The sequence below is a fragment of the Faecalispora anaeroviscerum genome (assembly GCF_947568225.1).
Classification (GTDB): Bacteria; Bacillota; Clostridia; order Oscillospirales; family Acutalibacteraceae; genus Faecalispora; species Faecalispora anaeroviscerum.
Genome location: NZ_CANOOQ010000001.1, coordinates 2,072,236 through 2,089,398 on the forward strand (window position 1 = coordinate 2,072,236; position 17,163 = coordinate 2,089,398).

A 17,163-nucleotide genomic window follows, 5' to 3' on the forward strand; every position below is an offset into this window, starting at 1 on the left:
CGTCAGACGATATTACATCATACCCTCGAAGAATTCGATCGGCTTGCTTTCCGCAGTAAGGGAAACAACCGCTTTTTTCCATGCGGCGGTATAGCCCTGGGTTCTGCCCTGGCGGCGCAGATGTCCGCGAACATGCAGGGTATTTACCTTTGCGACCTTGACTTTAAAAAGCTCCTCGATAGCGCGCGCAATATCAATCTTTGTTGCATTGCGGGCAACCTCGAAGGTGTACTTTTTAGCGCCGATGGCGCTCATGCTTTTTTCTGTAATGATCGGGCGGATGACAATCTCATGTGCAGTCATTACGCATACACCTCCTCGATCTTAGCCACGGCATCCTTCAGCACGATGAACTTATCGGCATTGAGGATGTCATAGACATTCAGAGTATTGACGGTGGCGGTTTTCACGCCCTGCAGGTTCGCGGCGGAAGCGATGACCTTCTTATTCTCATCAGGGAGAACAATCAGAGCCTTCTTATCAGCGCCGAGCGCCTGAAGCATGGAAACAATCACCTTTGTTTTGTATTCATCCATTGCAATCTGGTCCAGAACAACGATCTCGCTGTCCAGCACCTTGCTGGAGAAAGCAGATTTCATGGCAAGACGGCGAACCTTCTTGTTCACGGTATATCTGTAGTCGCGGGGCTTCGGGGCAAACACGACGCCGCCGTGTCTCCACTGGGGAGCGCGGATGGAGCCCTGTCTTGCGTGGCCGGTGCCCTTCTGACGCCAGGGTTTTCTGCCGCCGCCGGCAACCTCCGAGCGGGTCAGCGCGGACTGTGTGCCCTGCCGCTGATTTGCCAGATAGTTTTTCACCAGCTGATGCATTACTGCGACATTGGGTTCAATTCCAAATACGGCTTCGGCAAGCTCGATTTGTCCGACTTCCTTACCAGCCATATCAAGTACTGCTACTTTCGGCATTCTAATTCCTCCTTCCCTTACGCCTTTACGCTGTCATGGATGACAACAACGCCGCCGTTGGGACCAGGAATAGCCCCTTTAATAGCGATCAGGTTGTTTTCAATGTCTACCTTGACAACGGTTAAATTCTGCACTGTAACTTTTTCAGCGCCCAAGTGTCCGGCGGCCTTTAATCCCTTGAACACTCTGGAGGGGCTGGAGCAGGCGCCCAGAGAACCGCGGTGTCTGGCAACAGGGCCGGTACCGTGAGTTTCTTTGAGTCTCTGGAAATTCCAGCGCTTAATCGCACCGGCGTATCCTTTACCCTTGCTGGTGCCGCTGACGTCGACCTTGTCCCCTTTTTCAAAGACATCGGCCTTGATCAGGTCGCCCACGTTATAGGCGTTCGTGTCGGAGAGTCTGAACTCTTTCAGAGTTCTCTTGGGAGCTACATCCGCTTTCGCGAAGTGACCCTTCAGGGGCTTATTCAAACGGTTCAGCTTTCTGTCGCCAAAACCAACCTGAATTGCCTCGTAACCGTCGTTCTCAGCTGTCTTTTTCTGCGCAACAACGCAGGGACCGGCTTCTACAACAGTGACAGGGATGACGTTCCCCTTTTCATCGAAGATCTGCGTCATGCCGATCTTCTTTCCAATGATTGCTTTTTGCATGTTTTTACCTCCTATGCAGGTTATTGGTTGGTTTTTCACCAACATGACCCCAGCCGCTCGGTTGGTCGATTAGAGTTTGATCTCAATCTCGACGCCCGCGGGAAGTTCCAGGCTCATCATCGCCTCTACTGTTTTGTTAGAGGGTCTGAGGATGTCGATCAGTCTTTTGTGGGTTCTCATCTCGAACTGCTCACGGCTGTCCTTATACTTATGAACAGCGCGCAGAACGGTGACAATCTGCTTCTCTGTCGGCAGCGGAACCGGGCCGGAAACTCTGGCGCCTGTACGCTTTGCCGTTGCCACGATCTTCTCTGCGGACTGATCCACCAGCTGATGATCGTACCCCTTAATTCTGATCCTGATTTTTTCTTTGACTGCCACGTTAAATCGCCTCCTTATAAATAGTTGGCGGGCGGCGTTTTTAAAACCTAACACTGCTCCGGGTGTTTCTCCCAAGAACACTAAAAACCGGATTGACTTCGCAAAACGAAGTTAATCCGGGGAAAGGCACAAAAAACGTCTGGGCAAAACGGCGCACTCATGTTGTGGCCTTGTTCTGTCCCAAAATATCTGTCGCCCGGTTTAAAATCGGACATACTCCACGGAAAAACCGGCAAATCTGCCGCAACCTCCCGCTTCATCGCATATCTGTCGCAGTCACGCTTGATTATAATACCATATTCCTCAGGGGAACGCAAGAATTATTTTCTCTTTTCTGACAGAAATTTTCATATCATTTTTATTTAAAATGCATAAAAGTCACTGAGGCGACACAAGGCTCGCCGTTTCCGTCTCCTTCGCCTGGTACAGCGCGTTCTCCTCCGGGTTCGCGTCTACCTTCAAAAAGGGCTTCATCTCAAAATATGGCACAACAATCTGGTATACATCGCCCAGTACATAGGGCACCGGCAACGAAAATCCAATTCCGTCCGGCGTCATATACACCGAGGTTTCCGCCTTGTTCTGCGCAATGGTTTCAGAGGGGAGTGCTCCCACAATCTCCGCCGGGGCGTTGTCGCGCACAGCTTCCCAAATCACCTCATACAGATCTTCGTCATCCTTGAGCAGCTCCGAAACAGCCAGCGCTTTGCCGGACTTCAGATCAAAATTGATGGATCGGGTGTATTTGCTTGGGTGAGCCGCATCTGAGCGCCCGAACGAAACAGTAAACAGCACGCTGACAAAATCGCCGCTCTGGCGTGTCAGCTCATAATCGGTGCGTACCGTCACCTGCACCGTCTGCTTACCGGAAGCATCTTTTTCCTCGGTATATCCGTTTTTCTCCACATCACTCATCGCCGCAGCCTTCACGGCGGCATTCAATCCTTCTGAATGCTTCATTCCCAGAAAAACCGGATAAGCTACAGTATAGTTTTTCCCATTATTTTGAAATTGAAACAGCTCGCGGCGTACCGCCGCGGTCGAAACCCCCTCTGAGCTTTCCGGCTCGGAGGATTCTGGAGCCGAGAGCTCCGACTGAGAGGACTCCGGTGCGGAAACCCCTTCGGAAGAAGAAGGCACCGAGCTTTGCCCGCCGCGCTCCGCACAGCCGGTCAGAAGAGAAAACAGCAGCGCCGCAATGGCCCCCGCCGCAATCAGACGTTTCATTTCAGCTCCCCCTTTTTCCAGAAGTTTTCCATTTTTTTCGAATCACTTGCCACTCGTTTCCCAGATAAGAAAAGGCTCCCGCAAAGAAGGTTGCCAAAGAAAAAAAGGCATTTGCCGCGCTCTGCCATCTGCCGTTGGAAACCAACACAGAAGTAGGGCCGTCTGCCGCGCCAATCACACCCACTGACATAGCGTCGCGGCCGGCCCAGCGATTCAGTCGCCATCCTGCAAACGCCGCAGCGGACGTCCATAAAACAGCCAAAACCGCCAAAGCTCTCCAAATCTTTTTCATAGGGTTCTCCTTTCTTTGCTCCTTATTCTTCTGAAAATGAAAAAAGGGAAAGGGATGGCTGGCATCCTCTTTCCCCTTTTCGCGTCGTTTTCCATCGGCTTAATCCGCCCGGTGGCAAATGGCTTAATAGGCCTTGCCCCAGTAAACCATCGCTTTGGCTTTCTGCCCACAGCAGACACAGGTCTCCGTAATCTGTTCCTGCTCAAAAGGCATACAGCGGGAGGTCACTCCAGCCAAATCCTTCAGTTTTTCCTCACACTCGGGACTGCCGCACCACATGGCTTTAATAAAACCAGGCTTGGAGTCCGCCACCTCGCGGAGTTCATCCAACGTTTTGACGGTGTAGGTCATGTTCTCGCGGCGACTCAGCGCCGTATTGTACATGCCCCTGCGAACCGCTTCCAACTGATCGAGCACGGCCTGCTCCAGATCGGCCAGGGAAACAAAACTCTTTTCCCGGTCGGTTCTGCGAACCAGCACGCATTGATCCTTCTCGATATCCTTGGGGCCGATCTCCAAACGGATCGGAACCCCTTTCATTTCATACTGAGCAAACTTCCAGCCGGGCGACTGATCACTGTCGTCGACCAGAACGCGGCAGACCTTTTTGAGCCTTTGCTCAAGTTCTCTCGCCTTTTCCAGAACGCCTTCCTTGTGCTGAGCCACCGGCACAATCACAACCTGAATCGGTGCGACTGCGGGGGGCAGAACCAAGCCGTCGTTATCTCCGTGGGTCATAATGATTCCGCCGATAATGCGGGTGCTCAGACCCCAGGACGTTTGGTAAGGGTGGCAAACGGAATTATCCCTGCCCTGGAACGTGATGTCAAACGCTCTTGCAAATCCGTCGCCAAAATAATGGCTGGTACCGGACTGCAAAGCCTTGCCGTCGTGCATCATGGCCTCAATGGTATAAGTCATTTCCGCGCCGGCAAACTTTTCCTTGTCGGTCTTTCTACCCTTAATTACAGGAATAGAAAGCTCGTTCTCACAAAGCTCCGCATACACCCGCAGCATCTGCTCGGTTTCGGCCTTGGCCTCCTCCGGAGTTTCGTGCATGGTGTGCCCCTCCTGCCAGTGGAATTCCACCGAGCGAAGGAACGGGCGCGTGGTTTTCTCCCACCGCACCACAGAACACCACTGGTTGTAAAGCTTTGGCAGGTCGCGCCAAGATTGAATTTTGCGCGCGTAATAATCACAGAACAGGGTTTCAGAGGTAGGGCGCACGCAAAGGCGCTCAGGAAGCTCCTCGCTGCCGCCGTGGGTAACCCACGCGACCTCGGGCGCAAAGCCCTCTACATGATCCTTCTCCTTCTGAAGCAGGCTTTCCGGAATAAACAGCGGCATTGCAACGTTCTGATGCCCCAGCTCCTTAAAGCGCTTGTCCAAAAGATCGCGGATGTTCTCCCAGATAGCATAGCCATACGGTTCAATCACCATACAGCCGCGCACGCTGGAGTAATCCATCAGTTCCGCTTTTTTTACAATATCTGTGTACCATCTGGCAAAGTCCTCCTCCATGGGAGTAATGGCCTCTACCAGTTTTTTTTGTCCGGCCATGCTTTTATTTGCTCCTTAAATTACTGCTTTTCTTTTTTGCCGCCGGTCACCTTATCGAGGGCGACAATCAGCACATAGATCAGCACCATTACGATAAAAATACCCAGCATGCCTTTGCCCATCAAGCCAAGGGAACGGTCGATGTCCTCGGAAGCTACAGGGCCAAGAATGCTCTGAAACGCAATTGCCAATGTTGTCAAATTCATAATGCTTCCCTCCTCACATCAATCCGAATGTTTTGGCCAAAGACAGGATAATACCACCGGCCACAACGGAACCGATCTGGCCTGCAACGTTCGCGCCAACAGCGTGCATCAGCAGGTGGTTCTGGTTGTCCTCTTTCAGCGCCATCTTCTGGATCACACGAGCGGACATCGGGAACGCGGAGATACCGGCGCCACCGACCATCGGGTTGATCTTCTTATCCTTCGCCAGGAACAGGTTCAGGATCTTTGCGAACACAACGCCGCCGATGGTGTCGAAGACAAACGCGAACAGACCCAGAGCCATAACAATCAGCGTGCCCAATGTCAGGAAACGTTCTGCCTGCATGGTGAACGCGATGGTAATGCCCAGGAAAATGGTGATCAGGTTTGCCAGCGGGCCCTGTGCTGTCTGAGACAGGCTCTCGAGGCGGCCGCTCTCACGAATCAGGTTACCGAACATCAAAAAGCCTACCAGCGCTACAGAATCGGGAGCGATCATGCCCGCGATCAGAGTAACGATGATGGGGAACAGAATCTTGGTGGTTTTGGTAACAGACTTCGGGTTGTAGGGCATACGGATCATACGCTCTTTTTTGCTTGTTACCAGCTTAATCGCCATAGGCTGAATAATCGGCACCAAAGCCATGTACGAATACGCCGCAACGGCAATCGCGCCCATGTAAGCACTCTGCAGCTGCTGAGATACCAGAATGGAGGTCGGGCCGTCAGCTGCGCCGATAACACCGATGCTCATAGCATCCTTCAGCGGGAAGCCGAGCAGAACCGCCAGCACAACAGTCAGGAAAATACCAAACTGCGCCGCGCCGCCGAACAGAAGCATCCGGGGGTTAGAAAGCAGGGGTCCGAAATCGATCATCGCACCGATACCAACGAACAGCAGAAGCGGGAATGCCTCGGAGGTCGCGATTCCGGTATTAAACAGCCAGGTCACAATACCCTGAGTGTTCTCGTCACCAATAACACCCGGGAGGGGCAGGTTCACGAGAATTGCACCAAAGCCCATGGGGAGCAGCAGTGCGGGTTCAAAATCTTTTTCGATTGCAAGCCAAATGAGCAGCGCTCCAACTACCCACATGACCAGCATTTTCGGGTTGGCGGCCATAGTCTGCACGCCGTCAACTAAAAAGCTGAATTCATTCAACGATTTTTACTCTCCTTTTGAAAATATTTATTTTCCATGCTAACTCCATCCATTATATCGGCTTCCTTTGTGATTTTCAAGTCAAAAGCCTAAAAAATCATAAAAAAACCGCTGTGCAGGGCACAACGGCTTTCATTCTTTGTAGATTATACAGTTTTAACCATTTTTTTGCTGTATTTATACAGTTTTAAACATGGTCTTCAATGTATTTCACAAGTTCCCCGACTGTTTTAATGTTATCGATCTCCGTGTCGGGAATCTCGATTTCAAATTCATCTTCGATCGACATCAGCAGGTCGACCACATCCAGGGAATCCGCGCCCAGGTCATCCACAACAGATGTGTCTAAAGTAATGGAGTCTTCCTCAACATCAAACTGTTCGCTGAGGATCGCCTTTACCTTCTCAAAAACCATCCTTTCTCCTCCTTACCGAATGAAATAAAAAATGATTGCGCTCGTTTGCAATCAAGAATATTGTATGCTACAATTTCCCTACCCACATATTATTAGCAATCTTTCTCTTTGTCAATAGGAATTATAACATTCCTAATTATTTCTTTTCAGAGGGGTTTCCAAATGAAAAAACGTCATTTCGGCCTGATCGGGTTTCCGGTGGGCCACACCATGTCGCCGTTTATTCACGGCGAGCTGTTCCGCCTTGCGGGGATCGACGCGGACTACACGGTGTTCTCCGTTTCGCCGGAGGAGCTTGCACAGCCCGAGAAAAAAGAGCGTCTTCTCGAGTTGGACGGCTTTAATGTGACGATTCCTCACAAGCAGGCGGTTATGGCTCTGCTGGAGCAGACCGACGCGAAGGCCCGTGCGTTTTCTTCCGTGAATACCGTAAAAAATGAAGGTGGGTGCCTGTGCGGCTTTACCACTGACGGGGAGGGGTTTCAAAAAGCACTTCGTGCTGCGGGAATTCCGATGGGAGGGAAAAACCTGATTTTAGGCAGCGGCGGCGTTTCGCGCGTGATGGCCTTCGAGCTGGCCGATGCCTCCTATTTTCCAGACCTAACAATCTGCGTGCGGGAAAGCGGCCTTTCTTCCGCCCGCGAGCTGGCGGACACCCTCACCGAGCGTCTGCGCCGGGAGCAGAAGGATTTTTTAGTGCGGGTGTTTCGCTATGACGAGCTGGACCCCAACGAATCTTATACTCTGGCCGTGAACGGGACGCCGGCGGGCATGCACCCGAACACTCATACTATTCCCCCGCTTCCGGCGGAATTATACCAAAAGATTTCCGCTGTTTTCGACGCGGTCTATAATCCCGAGGACACGATGTTCTTGCAAACGGCCCGGCGCGCCGGAGCCGTTGCCATAGGCGGCATGGACATGCTGGTGTGGCAGGCCGCCGCCGCGCAGCGCATTTGGTACGGCGCGGATTTCGACCCGCAGCGCGTGGCGCAGATCAGCCGCAGTGCGATTTTGGAAATGAACCGCATCTTCGGCGGTGCAAAGGAGTGACGCGGATGTGCGGCAACATTGTACTCTGCGGCTTTATGGGCTGCGGCAAAACAACGGTCGGGCAGGTGCTGGCGCAGAAAAGCGGCCGCAGCTTTCTCGATTTGGATCAATACATTGAGCAGCAACAGGGGAAAACCGTTTCTCAGATTTTCGCCGACGACGGGGAAGCGACCTTCCGCCGGCTGGAAAACGAAGCAGCACGCGAACTTTCGAGGAAGGATAACCTGGTGATCGCCACCGGCGGCGGCACGGTACTCAAGGAAGAAAACGCAGCCCTGCTGCGCGAAACCGGAGTGATCGTGCTGCTGAACGCTTCGCTCGAAACGCTGGAGCGCCGCCTCGACGGCGTAAGCAACCGCCCACTTTTGCAGCGGGATGACCGGCAGGAGTTTCTGCGTGATCTGTATGCCCGTCGAATCCCGCTGTACCGCGCCGCGGCGCAGCTTTGCGTGGAAGCCGACGGCGACCCGGAAACAGTTTCAGAACATATTTTACAAAAAACTGAACTTTTTTTCAGCAAAAACTCTTGACAAACTTTTTGAGATTGTTTATCATGAACGCAAGTCGAAAAGGAAAACCGGAGGAATTATTCTCATGGACGTTATTCGTAACAGTGTGCGATTTACAAGCTTTGGCTATCCCCGCTATTATTTTGCGTGGGATTTTTTCGCGTGCTCCGAATACTGCCGTGACTGTTTCCGTCGGTCTGAATTTACTTCTTGCACAGGGCGTACTGAACGCCGTTAACTTTTGCAGGGTAATATTAGAAGGGACGAAGCTGCCTGGCAGCCTCGTCCCTATTTTTTTACCCAAATTCAATACAGGAGGGTACTATTATGATCATCGTATTAAAACCGGAATGCACAAACGATCAGCTGGAACAATTCATTGAGAGGCTTACCAGCCATTACGACCTTCAGGTGAACACCTGGGTAGGCACCCAAAGAACCGTTCTCGGCCTGATCGGCGACACTTCCGTCGTAGATATGGACTATATTGCCGCGCAGGATCTGGTGGAAAGCGTAAAACGAGTGCAGGAACCATACAAGAAGGCAAACCGCAAGTTCCATCCGGATAATACGGTCATTACCCTCCCCGGCGGGCAGAAAATCGGCGACGGCTCGCTGACTTTGATGGCAGGCCCGTGCTCGGTAGAGGGAGAAGAGCAAATCTGCGGCATTGCACAGCGCGTTCAGGCCGCAGGCGCAAAGTTCCTGCGCGGCGGCGCGTTCAAGCCCCGCACCTCTCCCTACTCCTTCCAGGGCATGAAGGCCGAGGGCCTCGAGCTACTCAGCGAAGCGAAGAAAAAAACCGGCCTGCCAATCGTCACCGAAATCATGCGCGTTTCGCATCTCGAGCTGTTTGAGGACGTGGACATCATTCAGGTCGGCGCTCGCAACATGCAGAACTTCGAGCTGCTGAAGGAACTCGGCAAGATCAACAAGCCCATCCTGTTAAAGCGCGGCCTCTCCAGCACGATTGAAGAGCTGCTGATGAGCGCAGAATACATCATGGCGGGCGGCAACGAACAGGTGATCCTCTGCGAGCGCGGCATCCGCACCTTTGAGCCCTACACCCGCAACACGCTCGATATTTCTGCCGTGCCGGTGCTCAAGAAGCTCTCTCACCTGCCGGTAATCGTAGACCCCAGCCACGCGGGCGGAATCTCCTGGCTGGTAGAGCCTCTGGCTATGGCCGCTGTGGCCGCCGGAGCCGACGGCCTGATGATCGAGGTGCATAACGACCCGCCGCATGCGCTTTCCGACGGTGCGCAGTCTTTAACCCCCGACCAGTTCGACAAGGTTGCCTCTCGCGTATTCGAGGTGGGCAAGGTATTTGGCAAAACCCGATAATGCGGCAACCGGCCGCACCGGCCGAACGATTTGGCAAGGAGAGTGCTGGACTTTGCAACAAATACAACGCACCGGCCGACGCACGCCGGAAGAACGGAATCCCGACGAGCTGAACATCGTCATTGTGGGGCTGGGGCTGATTGGCGGTTCCCTCGCGAAAGCCCTTTCGCACAATCCCCGCCACCGGGTAATGGGGATTGACCGCAGCCCGGCTGTCATTCGGCAGGCATTGGAATGCGGCGCCATTTCCGCCGAGGCGGACGATACCGCGCTTCATTGCGCTGATGTGATCCTTCTGTGCTGCTACCCCCAGGCCTGTATTGATTTTGTCAAAGAGCAGGGGCCGCTACTCAGCGGCGCACTGGTCAGTGACACCTGTGGAGTCAAGGGTGCCATTTGCCCCGAGCTGACCGCTTTATCCCGAACCTTCGGCTTTACTTTTGTCGGCGGCCACCCCATGGCCGGCAAGGAGCAGAATGGCTTTGCGGCAAGCGAGGCCGGGCTGTTTTCAGGGGCCAGCTACCTGCTGATTCCCTGTGGGGCTCCGCCCGGGGCTGTGGCGCTGATGGAACGCCTGGCTCGCTCGGTCGGAGCGGCCCGCACCATCGTCACCACGCCGGAGCACCACGACGAAATGATCGCGTTTACCTCTCAGATTCCCCACGCGCTGGCCTGCGCGTATGTGATGAGCCCGCTTTGCCCCGGCCACCCCGGCTATTCAGCGGGCAGCTATCGCGACGTTTCCCGCGTGGCGCGTATCAACGAAACCCTTTGGAGCGAACTGTTCCTGGAAAACCGCGAGCCTTTGACCCGCGAAATAGATACCCTTCTCGGGCATCTGACAGAAATCCGGAACGCCGTGGCGCAGAACGACCGTGAAGCCCTTTGCGAGCTGCTGCGGCGGGGCCGGGAAATGAAGGAAAGGTTGGGAGAATAAATGGAACTGACAATTCAAACCTCGAACCCCTACCAAATCTTGATTCAGCGAGGCTGCCTCGACCACCTGGGGCTGCAGGCATGCGCACTGTTCCGCGAAAACAGCCGAGCCATGATTATCACCGACAGCAATATCGGCCCTCTGTACGCTCAGCGCGCCGCGGATTCTTTGGAAAAGGCGGGCTTTATGCCCGAAATTTTCACCTTCCCCGCCGGGGAAGAAAGCAAGCGGCTTTCTACCATTGAGCAGATTTACACCGCCATGGCCGAGCTAAAAATGACCCGCACCGATTTCATCGTTGCACTGGGCGGCGGTGTGACCGGAGATATGGCCGGCTTTGCCGCGGCAACGTTCCTGCGCGGCATCGGCTTTATTCAAATTCCCACGTCGCTGCTGGCGCAAATCGATTCCTCCGTGGGCGGCAAAACCGGAGTGGATCTGCCGCAGGGCAAGAACTTGGTAGGCGCGTTCCACCAGCCGCGCCTGGTGCTGATTGACCCCGACACGCTCTCAACCCTGCCAACCCGCTTTTTTTCGGACGGCATGGCCGAGGCGATTAAATACGGGTGCATTAAAAGCCGCCCGCTGTTCGAGCTGATCCGTGACAACGATATGGCGAAAGACCCGAAGATGCTGGAGCGGATGATCTGCGAGTGTGTGGACTGGAAGCGCCGCGTGGTTGAGGATGATGAATTCGACACCGGGGAGCGGATGCTGCTTAACTTTGGCCACACACTGGGGCATGCCCTTGAAAAGCACTACGATTTTGGCAAGCTGACCCACGGCGAGGCGGTGGGCATCGGGATGGTGAAGATTTCCCGCGCAGGCGAAGCGCTTGGCCTGACAAAGCCCGGCACAGCGGAGGAGATTGCCGCCGTCCTGCGGCAGTACCGGCTGCCCACGGCAGACAGTGCCCCGGCGGAAAACCTTGCAAAAGCCGCTGCCATGGATAAAAAAGGAATGGGCGGCACGCTCAACCTGATCCTGCTGAGGGAAATCGGCCATTCCTTTGTACACCCGATTCCAAAGCAGGAGCTTCTTTCTATTATAAAGGAAAGAGAGGAGCACGCATGAACCGAGCAATCATATCCCCTGCCCGGCTTTGCGGCTCCCTAACGGTTCCCCCCTCAAAAAGTGCGGCGCACCGCGCAATTTTCTGCGCCGCGCTGGCTCGAGGTGAAAGCCGTCTGTACAATGTATCGAATTCGGAGGATATGCGCGCCACACTGGGCGCAATTCAGGCGATGGGTGTAAACGTCACCCGCGAGGGTGACGCGCTTGTCATCAACAGCGGCGGAAAATGGGAGGATGAAGCCGAGATCGACTGCGGAGAATCCGGCTCTACCCTGCGCTTTCTCATCCCCGTGCTGGCGGCGCTCGGCATCAGCGCCCGGCTGACCGGCCGCGGCCGCCTGCCCTACCGCCCCCTGGACACCTATCTTGAGTGTCTGCCGCCCCACGGGGCCGTTCTCCAAAGCAAGGGCGGGCTTCCGCTTTCCATTGGCGGCGGCCTGATTCCCGGCGAGTACGAGCTGCCGGGGAACATCAGCTCCCAGTTTATTACGGGGCTTTTGCTGGCGCTTCCCCTTTTGCCTGGCGACAGCCGCATCTGCCTGACCACCCCGCTGGAATCCGCCGGGTACATCGATTTAACGCTGGCGGTGCTTCGTGACTTCGGCGTGGAAATTCGCACCAAAGAAAACGGCTGGGAGATTCCCGGCTGGCAGCAGTTCCAAGCGCGCGATTACACCGTGGAGGGCGACTGGTCGCAGGCCGCGTTTTTCCTTGCTGCCGGCGCACTCGGCGGTGAGCTTCACATTCACGGCCTGCGCCGTGATTCCGCACAGGGAGACCGAGAATGCGCCGCGCTGTTTCAGCGCTTCGGCGCGCGCATCGACTGGCAGGGCGATGTGCTGACCGTTTCAGGCGCGCCGCTGCGGGGCATCGAAATCGACGCCGCACAGATTCCCGACCTTGTGCCGATTTTAGCTGCCACCGCCGCGCTGGCCGAAGGGCGCACCATCATCACCGGCGCGGCGCGTCTGCGGCTGAAAGAGAGCGACCGCCTTGCCGCCATGACCAACGCGCTTTCGGCGCTCGGCGCAAAAATCACCCAGAAGCCCGACGGCCTCGTGATCGACGGAGTCCCCCAGCTCTTACCCGGTACTGCCGAGGGCTGCAACGACCACCGGGTTGTAATGGCCATGGCCGTCGCCGCCCTGCGGGGCGCCGCATCCACCATCATTACCGACGCCGCGAGCGTCGCAAAGTCGTACCCCAATTTCTTTGAGGAATACAACCGATTAGGGGGAAAAGCCAATGTCATCTAGCTTCGGGGAATCTGTACGAATCAGCATCTTCGGCGAAAGCCACGGCGAGGCCATCGGCGTGGTTCTCGATAATCTGCCCGCAGGCTGTTCCATTGAGGAAGATCAGCTTGCCCTGCAAATGGCGCGCCGTGCGCCGGGGCGCGACCTGACCTCCACCCCCCGAAGCGAGGGGGACCGCGTGCGCGTCGTCAGCGGACTGCTGAACGGAAAGACCACCGGTGCGCCGCTGTGCGGAATGATTGAAAACACCAACACCCGCTCCTCCGATTACGAGAGCCTACGGGTTTTGCCGCGTCCGGGCCACGCGGATTATACCGGAGCAGTGCGCTATAACGGTGCGAACGACGTGCGCGGCGGCGGGCATTTTTCAGGCCGGCTGACCGCTCCGCTCACCTTTGCCGGCGCAGTGTGCCGCCAGATTCTTTCTGCACACGGAATCCGCATCGGTGCGCACGCCCTGCGAATTGCGTCAGTACACGATGCGGCCTTCGACCCGGTAGAGATTTCAGACGCTCTGCTCGAGCGCCTTTCCACAGAATACTTTTCCCTGATCGACCGCTCCGCCGAGAACGCCATGCGGCAGGAGATTGAAGCGGCCCGCAGTACTGTCGACAGCGTGGGCGGCGTGGTGGAATGCGCCGTTACCGGTTTGCCCGCCGGCATCGGCTCGCCGATGTTCTACGGAGTGGAAAACGTGCTTTCCTCTGTTTTGTTCGGGATCCCCGCCGTAAAGGGCGTGGAGTTTGGCGATGGCTTTGCCGCCGCTTCTCTGCGCGGCAGTGAAAACAACGATGCCTTTACCGCAGAACACGGAGAGGTAAAAACCCTCACCAACCACTGCGGCGGCATTCTGGGCGGCATCACCACCGGCATGCCGCTGATTGTGCGGGCGGCGTTCAAACCCACCCCCTCCATTGGCAGGGAGCAGAACACGGTGAATCTCACCACCCTGCAAAACGAACCTCTTGTCGTTCACGGGCGGCACGACCCGTGCATTGTCCCCCGTGCAATCCCCGTAGTGGAATCCGCAGTCGCGGTGGGCCTTGTCAATTTGATGGCGGAAAGGGGGCGCCTTTGATGACGCTCGAGGAAATCCGAAAGAAGATCAATGAAATAGACGATCATCTGCTGCCCTTGCTCGCGGCACGGCTTGACTGCGGCCGGCAGGTAGCAGCAGTAAAAAAAGGATCTGGCAGCCCGGTGCTGAACCCCGAACGCGAGCGCGAGATTCTCGACCGTATGGAGAACCGCGCCGGAGAATATGGCAGAGAGGTTCGGGTGATCTATGCCGCATGCATGGAGGCAAGCCGCTCCTTACAGCACCGGATTCTCGGCAGTGGCGAGGCACTTCGCACCCTGATTCAAAGCGCGAAAGAGAGCCGGCCGGTCGGCGGACGCATCGCCTGCCCGGGCGCAGAGGGCTCTTATTCGCATCAGGCGGCACTTCGGCTCTTCCCGGGCGAGGAAATCACTTTTTGTCCGCTCTTTGGCGATGTGTTTCAGGCTTTGAAGGAGGGTACGGCGGATTTCGGAATTCTGCCGGTCGAAAATTCTTCCGCAGGCTCTGTCACAGAGGTGTACGACCTGATTCTGAAGTACCGCTTTTTCATTACGGCGGCTACCACGGTAAAAATTGAGCACTGTCTGGCGGCCCCCCAAGGCGTGCGGCGTGAGGATGTGCAAACGGTGTACTCTCACCCACAGGCGCTTTCTCAGTGTTCCGAATACCTGAAAAACAACGGTCTTGCCACAGAGCCGTTCAGCAACACGGCGGCGGCCGCAAAAATGGCTGCACAGCAAGGCGGTAGCATTGGGGTCATCTGCTCGCAGCAGGCGGCGGAAACCTACGGCCTGACCATTCTTGACCGCGACATTCAAAACTCCCGCAGCAACTGCACCCGCTTTGTGGCGGTGTGCCGCGACCCGATCATCCCGCCGGACGCCCAGAAGATCAGCCTGTGCTTTTCCCTGCCGCACACCACCGGCTCACTCTCGGGTGTATTGTCGCGGTTTGCGATGCACGGCCTGAACCTGACGAAGATTGAATCCCGGCCCCTGGCAGACAAAAACTTTGAGTACGACTTTTACCTGGATTTTACCGGCAACGTGCGCCAATTCGATACTCTGGATTTGATCGCGGCTCTGTACGAGGAGCTGCCCCGCTTCTCTTTCCTGGGAAATTACCGGGAGGCGGGCTGAGCCTGTACAAATGAGTTTCCCTCCCCCCCTTAGACGGAGGGGGGATATCGGAAGCATCTCCTACTGCTCTATTATATAATGAAAAGGAAATCCCTGCCGCCGGGCAAATGCCGGGCGGCAGGGATTTTTCCGCTTGCTGCTGTTTTAATACGCTCAGCCCTTCGGAGGAACGGATGCGTCCTTCAGCCGAACGACCAGCTCAATTTCGCAGGGAGCGTTGCCCGGCAAAGAGCTGACGCCCACCGCGCTGCGGGCCGCGCAGCCGTGCGCACCGAAAATCGATACAAAAAGATCGGAAGCGCCGTTGCCTATTTTTGCATGGTTTGCAAAGCTGGATTCTGTATTGAGGAACACCGTCAGCTTGACGATATCCGCCACGTTGTCGAGCCCGCCGGCATAATAATCTACAATAGTCAGGCAGTTCAGCGCGCAGACTTTCACAGCCTCATACGCCTGCTCCTCACTTACCTCTGCGCCAACCTTGCCGGTCATGATTAGCTTGCCGCCCTGCTTCGGGGTCTGGCCGGCGGTAAAAATGAAATCCCCTGTGCGGATTGCGGGGGAATAGTTGGCGGCGGGCGGATTAAAGCCCGGCAGCTCAATGCCCAGTTCTTTCAGCTTTTCCGTAATGCTCATCGTCATTCTCCTGTTCTAAAAATAAAAGTATCTTCTAAAAACGCACAATTCTCCCCAAACAAGGGCAGAACAAAGCATGTTATTGATTCCATGGTTCAGCCTTTACGCGGCTCTTACAGCGACGCCAAAAACGACAGCTCGGTATTGCCGCCGGACAGCAGGAAGCAGACCTTCTGCTGCGGCTCAAAGCGGATGTTCCCCTCGAGAATCGCGCCCATCGTGATGGAGGACGCCGGCTCCGCGACAATCTTCCCTTCGCTGCTCAGCAGATGTGCCGCCTTGGCAATATATTCCTCACTGGTAGATACCACCTGATCGACGTACTTCTGCACCAGCGGGAAATTGGCCTGACCCGGCTGAGTGACCAGCAGCGCGTCTGCCAAAGAGGCAGCCTTTGGCAGACAGACCCGCTCCCCAGCCGCAAGGCTCTTCGAATAGCGCGCCACCACGGCGGGCTCCGCTCCGACTACTTTAACGGAGGGCTTCTCTCCCTTTGCGCCGATCGCCACGCCCGAAACGAGTCCGCCGCCGCTGACCGGGGTCATGATCACATCCACATCCGGCAGCTGGCGAACGATCTCCACGCCGCAGGTGCCCTGCCCCGCGATGATCGCCTCATCGTCATACGGCGGAATAAAAATATAGCCATGCTGTTCCACCAGGCTCTGCGCCAGCGCCTGACGGCTATTCAGCTCACACAGCAGAACCTCTGCCCCAAGCCCCTTGATCTCATTGATCTTGATTTCCGGAGCGGTATCGGTGAGTACCACCGTGGCCTTAATTCCCAGCATCTTGGCGGCATACGCTACGCCGATGCCGTGATTGCCCGAAGAAACTGCCACAACTCCCTTTTCCAGCTGTTCGGGGGTCAAAGATAGAACTTTATTCAGAGCGCCTCTAAGCTTAAAGGAATGTGTTTTCTGCATGTTTTCCGCTTTCACATATACCTGGCAGCCGAGGGCCTCGTCCAGATTTTGCAGCCGAATTACCGGGGTTTCGTAAAGATAGGTTCCGATTCGTTCCTTTGCCAGAGCAACTTCCTGTGCTGTTACCATGTTCAATCTCTCCTTTGATTTTCATTTCCGGGCGTTTCAAAATAGGTTGGCCTTCTGTTTCCGGACATATTTTGATAAGAACCTCACGCCGTCAGCGGCAACAAGTTGCCGACAGCTGTGAGAGCCTTGAAACTCGAGACAGATGAAGCGGTTATCTTCTGCCGCCTGTACAGCCAGAGAACAGCTCATTCTCGTTATAACATTACCATACCACACGGCGGGCAGGCGGGCAAATTCTTTTTTTAGTATTATACTATATCTAAATTCATATTTGCTCAGTG

At 55.4% G+C, this 17,163-nt stretch carries 20 protein-coding genes; 8 read left to right on the top strand and 12 right to left on the bottom strand.

All coding sequences use genetic code 11. The features are described from left to right. Positions 1–12: 12 nt before the first annotated feature. The 10 genes from rplW to acpP form a co-directional block, all read right to left on the bottom strand. On the bottom strand, positions 13–303 hold the full coding sequence (rplW, locus tag QOS46_RS10305) for a 50S ribosomal protein L23 (RefSeq protein ID WP_283609471.1): 291 nt from the start codon (positions 301–303) through the stop codon (positions 13–15). Then, entirely contained in the window at positions 303–926 is a 624-nt protein-coding gene (gene rplD / locus QOS46_RS10310; protein WP_283609472.1) for a 50S ribosomal protein L4, read from the bottom strand. Before rplD ends, rplW begins: the two co-directional genes overlap by 1 nt. A gap of 17 nt (positions 927–943) precedes the next feature. Further along, the gene (rplC, locus tag QOS46_RS10315; protein WP_283609474.1) at positions 944–1,576 is read right to left on the bottom strand and encodes a 50S ribosomal protein L3; all 633 of its coding nucleotides are present in this window, start codon (positions 1,574–1,576) and stop codon (positions 944–946) included. Positions 1,577–1,645: 69 nt separating this feature from the next. After that, entirely contained in the window at positions 1,646–1,957 is a 312-nt protein-coding gene (gene rpsJ, locus QOS46_RS10320) for a 30S ribosomal protein S10 (RefSeq protein ID WP_283609476.1), read from the bottom strand. 378 nt (positions 1,958–2,335) lie between these two features. After that, the gene (locus QOS46_RS10325) at positions 2,336–3,184 is read right to left on the bottom strand and encodes a hypothetical protein (protein ID WP_283609477.1); all 849 of its coding nucleotides are present in this window, start codon (positions 3,182–3,184) and stop codon (positions 2,336–2,338) included. A gap of 1 nt (position 3,185) precedes the next feature. Continuing rightward, a complete protein-coding gene (locus QOS46_RS10330) occupies positions 3,186–3,476 on the bottom strand; it encodes a hypothetical protein (protein ID WP_283609478.1) in 291 nt (96 codons plus the stop codon). Between the two features lie 123 nt (positions 3,477–3,599). Next, complete coding sequence (gene proS / locus QOS46_RS10335; protein WP_283609480.1) at positions 3,600–5,036, bottom strand: proline--tRNA ligase; 1,437 nt, start codon at positions 5,034–5,036, stop codon at positions 3,600–3,602. Positions 5,037–5,056: 20 nt separating this feature from the next. Then, a complete protein-coding gene (locus QOS46_RS10340; RefSeq protein WP_283609482.1) occupies positions 5,057–5,242 on the bottom strand; it encodes a hypothetical protein in 186 nt (61 codons plus the stop codon). Positions 5,243–5,255: 13 nt separating this feature from the next. Further along, the gene (locus QOS46_RS10345; RefSeq protein WP_283610817.1) at positions 5,256–6,347 is read right to left on the bottom strand and encodes a sodium ion-translocating decarboxylase subunit beta; all 1,092 of its coding nucleotides are present in this window, start codon (positions 6,345–6,347) and stop codon (positions 5,256–5,258) included. A gap of 244 nt (positions 6,348–6,591) precedes the next feature. Further along, positions 6,592–6,819 (bottom strand): acyl carrier protein, encoded by a 228-nt coding sequence (gene acpP / locus QOS46_RS10350; RefSeq protein ID WP_283609484.1) that lies wholly within the window; start codon positions 6,817–6,819, stop codon positions 6,592–6,594. 162 nt (positions 6,820–6,981) lie between these two features. Between acpP and QOS46_RS10355 the strand changes: the two genes are divergently transcribed. From QOS46_RS10355 to QOS46_RS10390, 8 genes are all read left to right on the top strand, one after another. Beyond that, on the top strand, positions 6,982–7,872 hold the full coding sequence (locus tag QOS46_RS10355) for a shikimate dehydrogenase family protein (RefSeq protein ID WP_283609486.1): 891 nt from the start codon (positions 6,982–6,984) through the stop codon (positions 7,870–7,872). Positions 7,873–7,877: 5 nt separating this feature from the next. Further along, entirely contained in the window at positions 7,878–8,402 is a 525-nt protein-coding gene (locus QOS46_RS10360) for a shikimate kinase (protein WP_283609487.1), read from the top strand. Positions 8,403–8,708: 306 nt separating this feature from the next. Continuing rightward, the gene (gene aroF / locus QOS46_RS10365; protein ID WP_283609489.1) at positions 8,709–9,725 is read left to right on the top strand and encodes a 3-deoxy-7-phosphoheptulonate synthase; all 1,017 of its coding nucleotides are present in this window, start codon (positions 8,709–8,711) and stop codon (positions 9,723–9,725) included. Positions 9,726–9,777: 52 nt separating this feature from the next. Further along, positions 9,778–10,662, top strand: coding sequence for a prephenate dehydrogenase (locus QOS46_RS10370; protein WP_283609491.1), 885 nt, complete (start codon positions 9,778–9,780; stop codon positions 10,660–10,662). Continuing rightward, a complete protein-coding gene (gene aroB / locus QOS46_RS10375; RefSeq protein WP_283609493.1) occupies positions 10,663–11,736 on the top strand; it encodes a 3-dehydroquinate synthase in 1,074 nt (357 codons plus the stop codon). Beyond that, positions 11,733–12,992, top strand: coding sequence for a 3-phosphoshikimate 1-carboxyvinyltransferase (aroA, locus tag QOS46_RS10380; RefSeq protein ID WP_283609494.1), 1,260 nt, complete (start codon positions 11,733–11,735; stop codon positions 12,990–12,992). Before aroB ends, aroA begins: the two co-directional genes overlap by 4 nt. Next, entirely contained in the window at positions 12,982–14,070 is a 1,089-nt protein-coding gene (aroC, locus tag QOS46_RS10385; RefSeq protein ID WP_283609496.1) for a chorismate synthase, read from the top strand. The genes aroA and aroC overlap by 11 nt, the downstream gene beginning before the upstream one ends. After that, complete coding sequence (locus tag QOS46_RS10390) at positions 14,070–15,191, top strand: bifunctional chorismate mutase/prephenate dehydratase (RefSeq protein WP_283609498.1); 1,122 nt, start codon at positions 14,070–14,072, stop codon at positions 15,189–15,191. The genes aroC and QOS46_RS10390 overlap by 1 nt, the downstream gene beginning before the upstream one ends. Before the next feature lie 153 nt (positions 15,192–15,344). Here the strand turns inward: QOS46_RS10390 and QOS46_RS10395 are convergent, their stop codons facing one another. Both QOS46_RS10395 and QOS46_RS10400 read right to left on the bottom strand, forming a co-directional pair. Then, on the bottom strand, positions 15,345–15,827 hold the full coding sequence (locus tag QOS46_RS10395) for a RidA family protein (RefSeq protein WP_283609500.1): 483 nt from the start codon (positions 15,825–15,827) through the stop codon (positions 15,345–15,347). A 113-nt stretch (positions 15,828–15,940) separates the two neighbouring features. Continuing rightward, entirely contained in the window at positions 15,941–16,882 is a 942-nt protein-coding gene (locus QOS46_RS10400; protein WP_283609501.1) for a threonine ammonia-lyase, read from the bottom strand. Positions 16,883–17,163 lie beyond the last annotated feature (281 nt).

Excerpts from the sequence above, each read along its gene's own strand:
- rplW (WP_283609471.1), bottom strand. The coding sequence starts at position 303 with ATGACTGCACATGAGATTGTCATCCGCCCGATCATTACAGAAAAAAGC.
- rplD (WP_283609472.1), bottom strand. The coding sequence starts at position 926 with ATGCCGAAAGTAGCAGTACTTGATATGGCTGGTAAGGAAGTCGGACAA.
- rplC (WP_283609474.1), bottom strand. The coding sequence starts at position 1,576 with ATGCAAAAAGCAATCATTGGAAAGAAGATCGGCATGACGCAGATCTTC.
- QOS46_RS10325 (WP_283609477.1), bottom strand. The coding sequence starts at position 3,184 with ATGAAACGTCTGATTGCGGCGGGGGCCATTGCGGCGCTGCTGTTTTCT.
- QOS46_RS10330 (WP_283609478.1), bottom strand. The coding sequence starts at position 3,476 with ATGAAAAAGATTTGGAGAGCTTTGGCGGTTTTGGCTGTTTTATGGACG.
- proS (WP_283609480.1), bottom strand. The coding sequence starts at position 5,036 with ATGGCCGGACAAAAAAAACTGGTAGAGGCCATTACTCCCATGGAGGAG.
- QOS46_RS10340 (WP_283609482.1), bottom strand. The coding sequence starts at position 5,242 with ATGAATTTGACAACATTGGCAATTGCGTTTCAGAGCATTCTTGGCCCT.
- QOS46_RS10345 (WP_283610817.1), bottom strand. The coding sequence starts at position 6,347 with ATGCTGGTCATGTGGGTAGTTGGAGCGCTGCTCATTTGGCTTGCAATC.
- acpP (WP_283609484.1), bottom strand. The coding sequence starts at position 6,819 with ATGGTTTTTGAGAAGGTAAAGGCGATCCTCAGCGAACAGTTTGATGTT.
- QOS46_RS10355 (WP_283609486.1), top strand. The coding sequence starts at position 6,982 with ATGAAAAAACGTCATTTCGGCCTGATCGGGTTTCCGGTGGGCCACACC.
- QOS46_RS10360 (WP_283609487.1), top strand. The coding sequence starts at position 7,878 with ATGTGCGGCAACATTGTACTCTGCGGCTTTATGGGCTGCGGCAAAACA.
- aroF (WP_283609489.1), top strand. The coding sequence starts at position 8,709 with ATGATCATCGTATTAAAACCGGAATGCACAAACGATCAGCTGGAACAA.
- aroB (WP_283609493.1), top strand. The coding sequence starts at position 10,663 with ATGGAACTGACAATTCAAACCTCGAACCCCTACCAAATCTTGATTCAG.
- aroA (WP_283609494.1), top strand. The coding sequence starts at position 11,733 with ATGAACCGAGCAATCATATCCCCTGCCCGGCTTTGCGGCTCCCTAACG.
- aroC (WP_283609496.1), top strand. The coding sequence starts at position 12,982 with ATGTCATCTAGCTTCGGGGAATCTGTACGAATCAGCATCTTCGGCGAA.
- QOS46_RS10390 (WP_283609498.1), top strand. The coding sequence starts at position 14,070 with ATGACGCTCGAGGAAATCCGAAAGAAGATCAATGAAATAGACGATCAT.
- QOS46_RS10395 (WP_283609500.1), bottom strand. The coding sequence starts at position 15,827 with ATGAGCATTACGGAAAAGCTGAAAGAACTGGGCATTGAGCTGCCGGGC.
- QOS46_RS10400 (WP_283609501.1), bottom strand. The coding sequence starts at position 16,882 with ATGGTAACAGCACAGGAAGTTGCTCTGGCAAAGGAACGAATCGGAACC.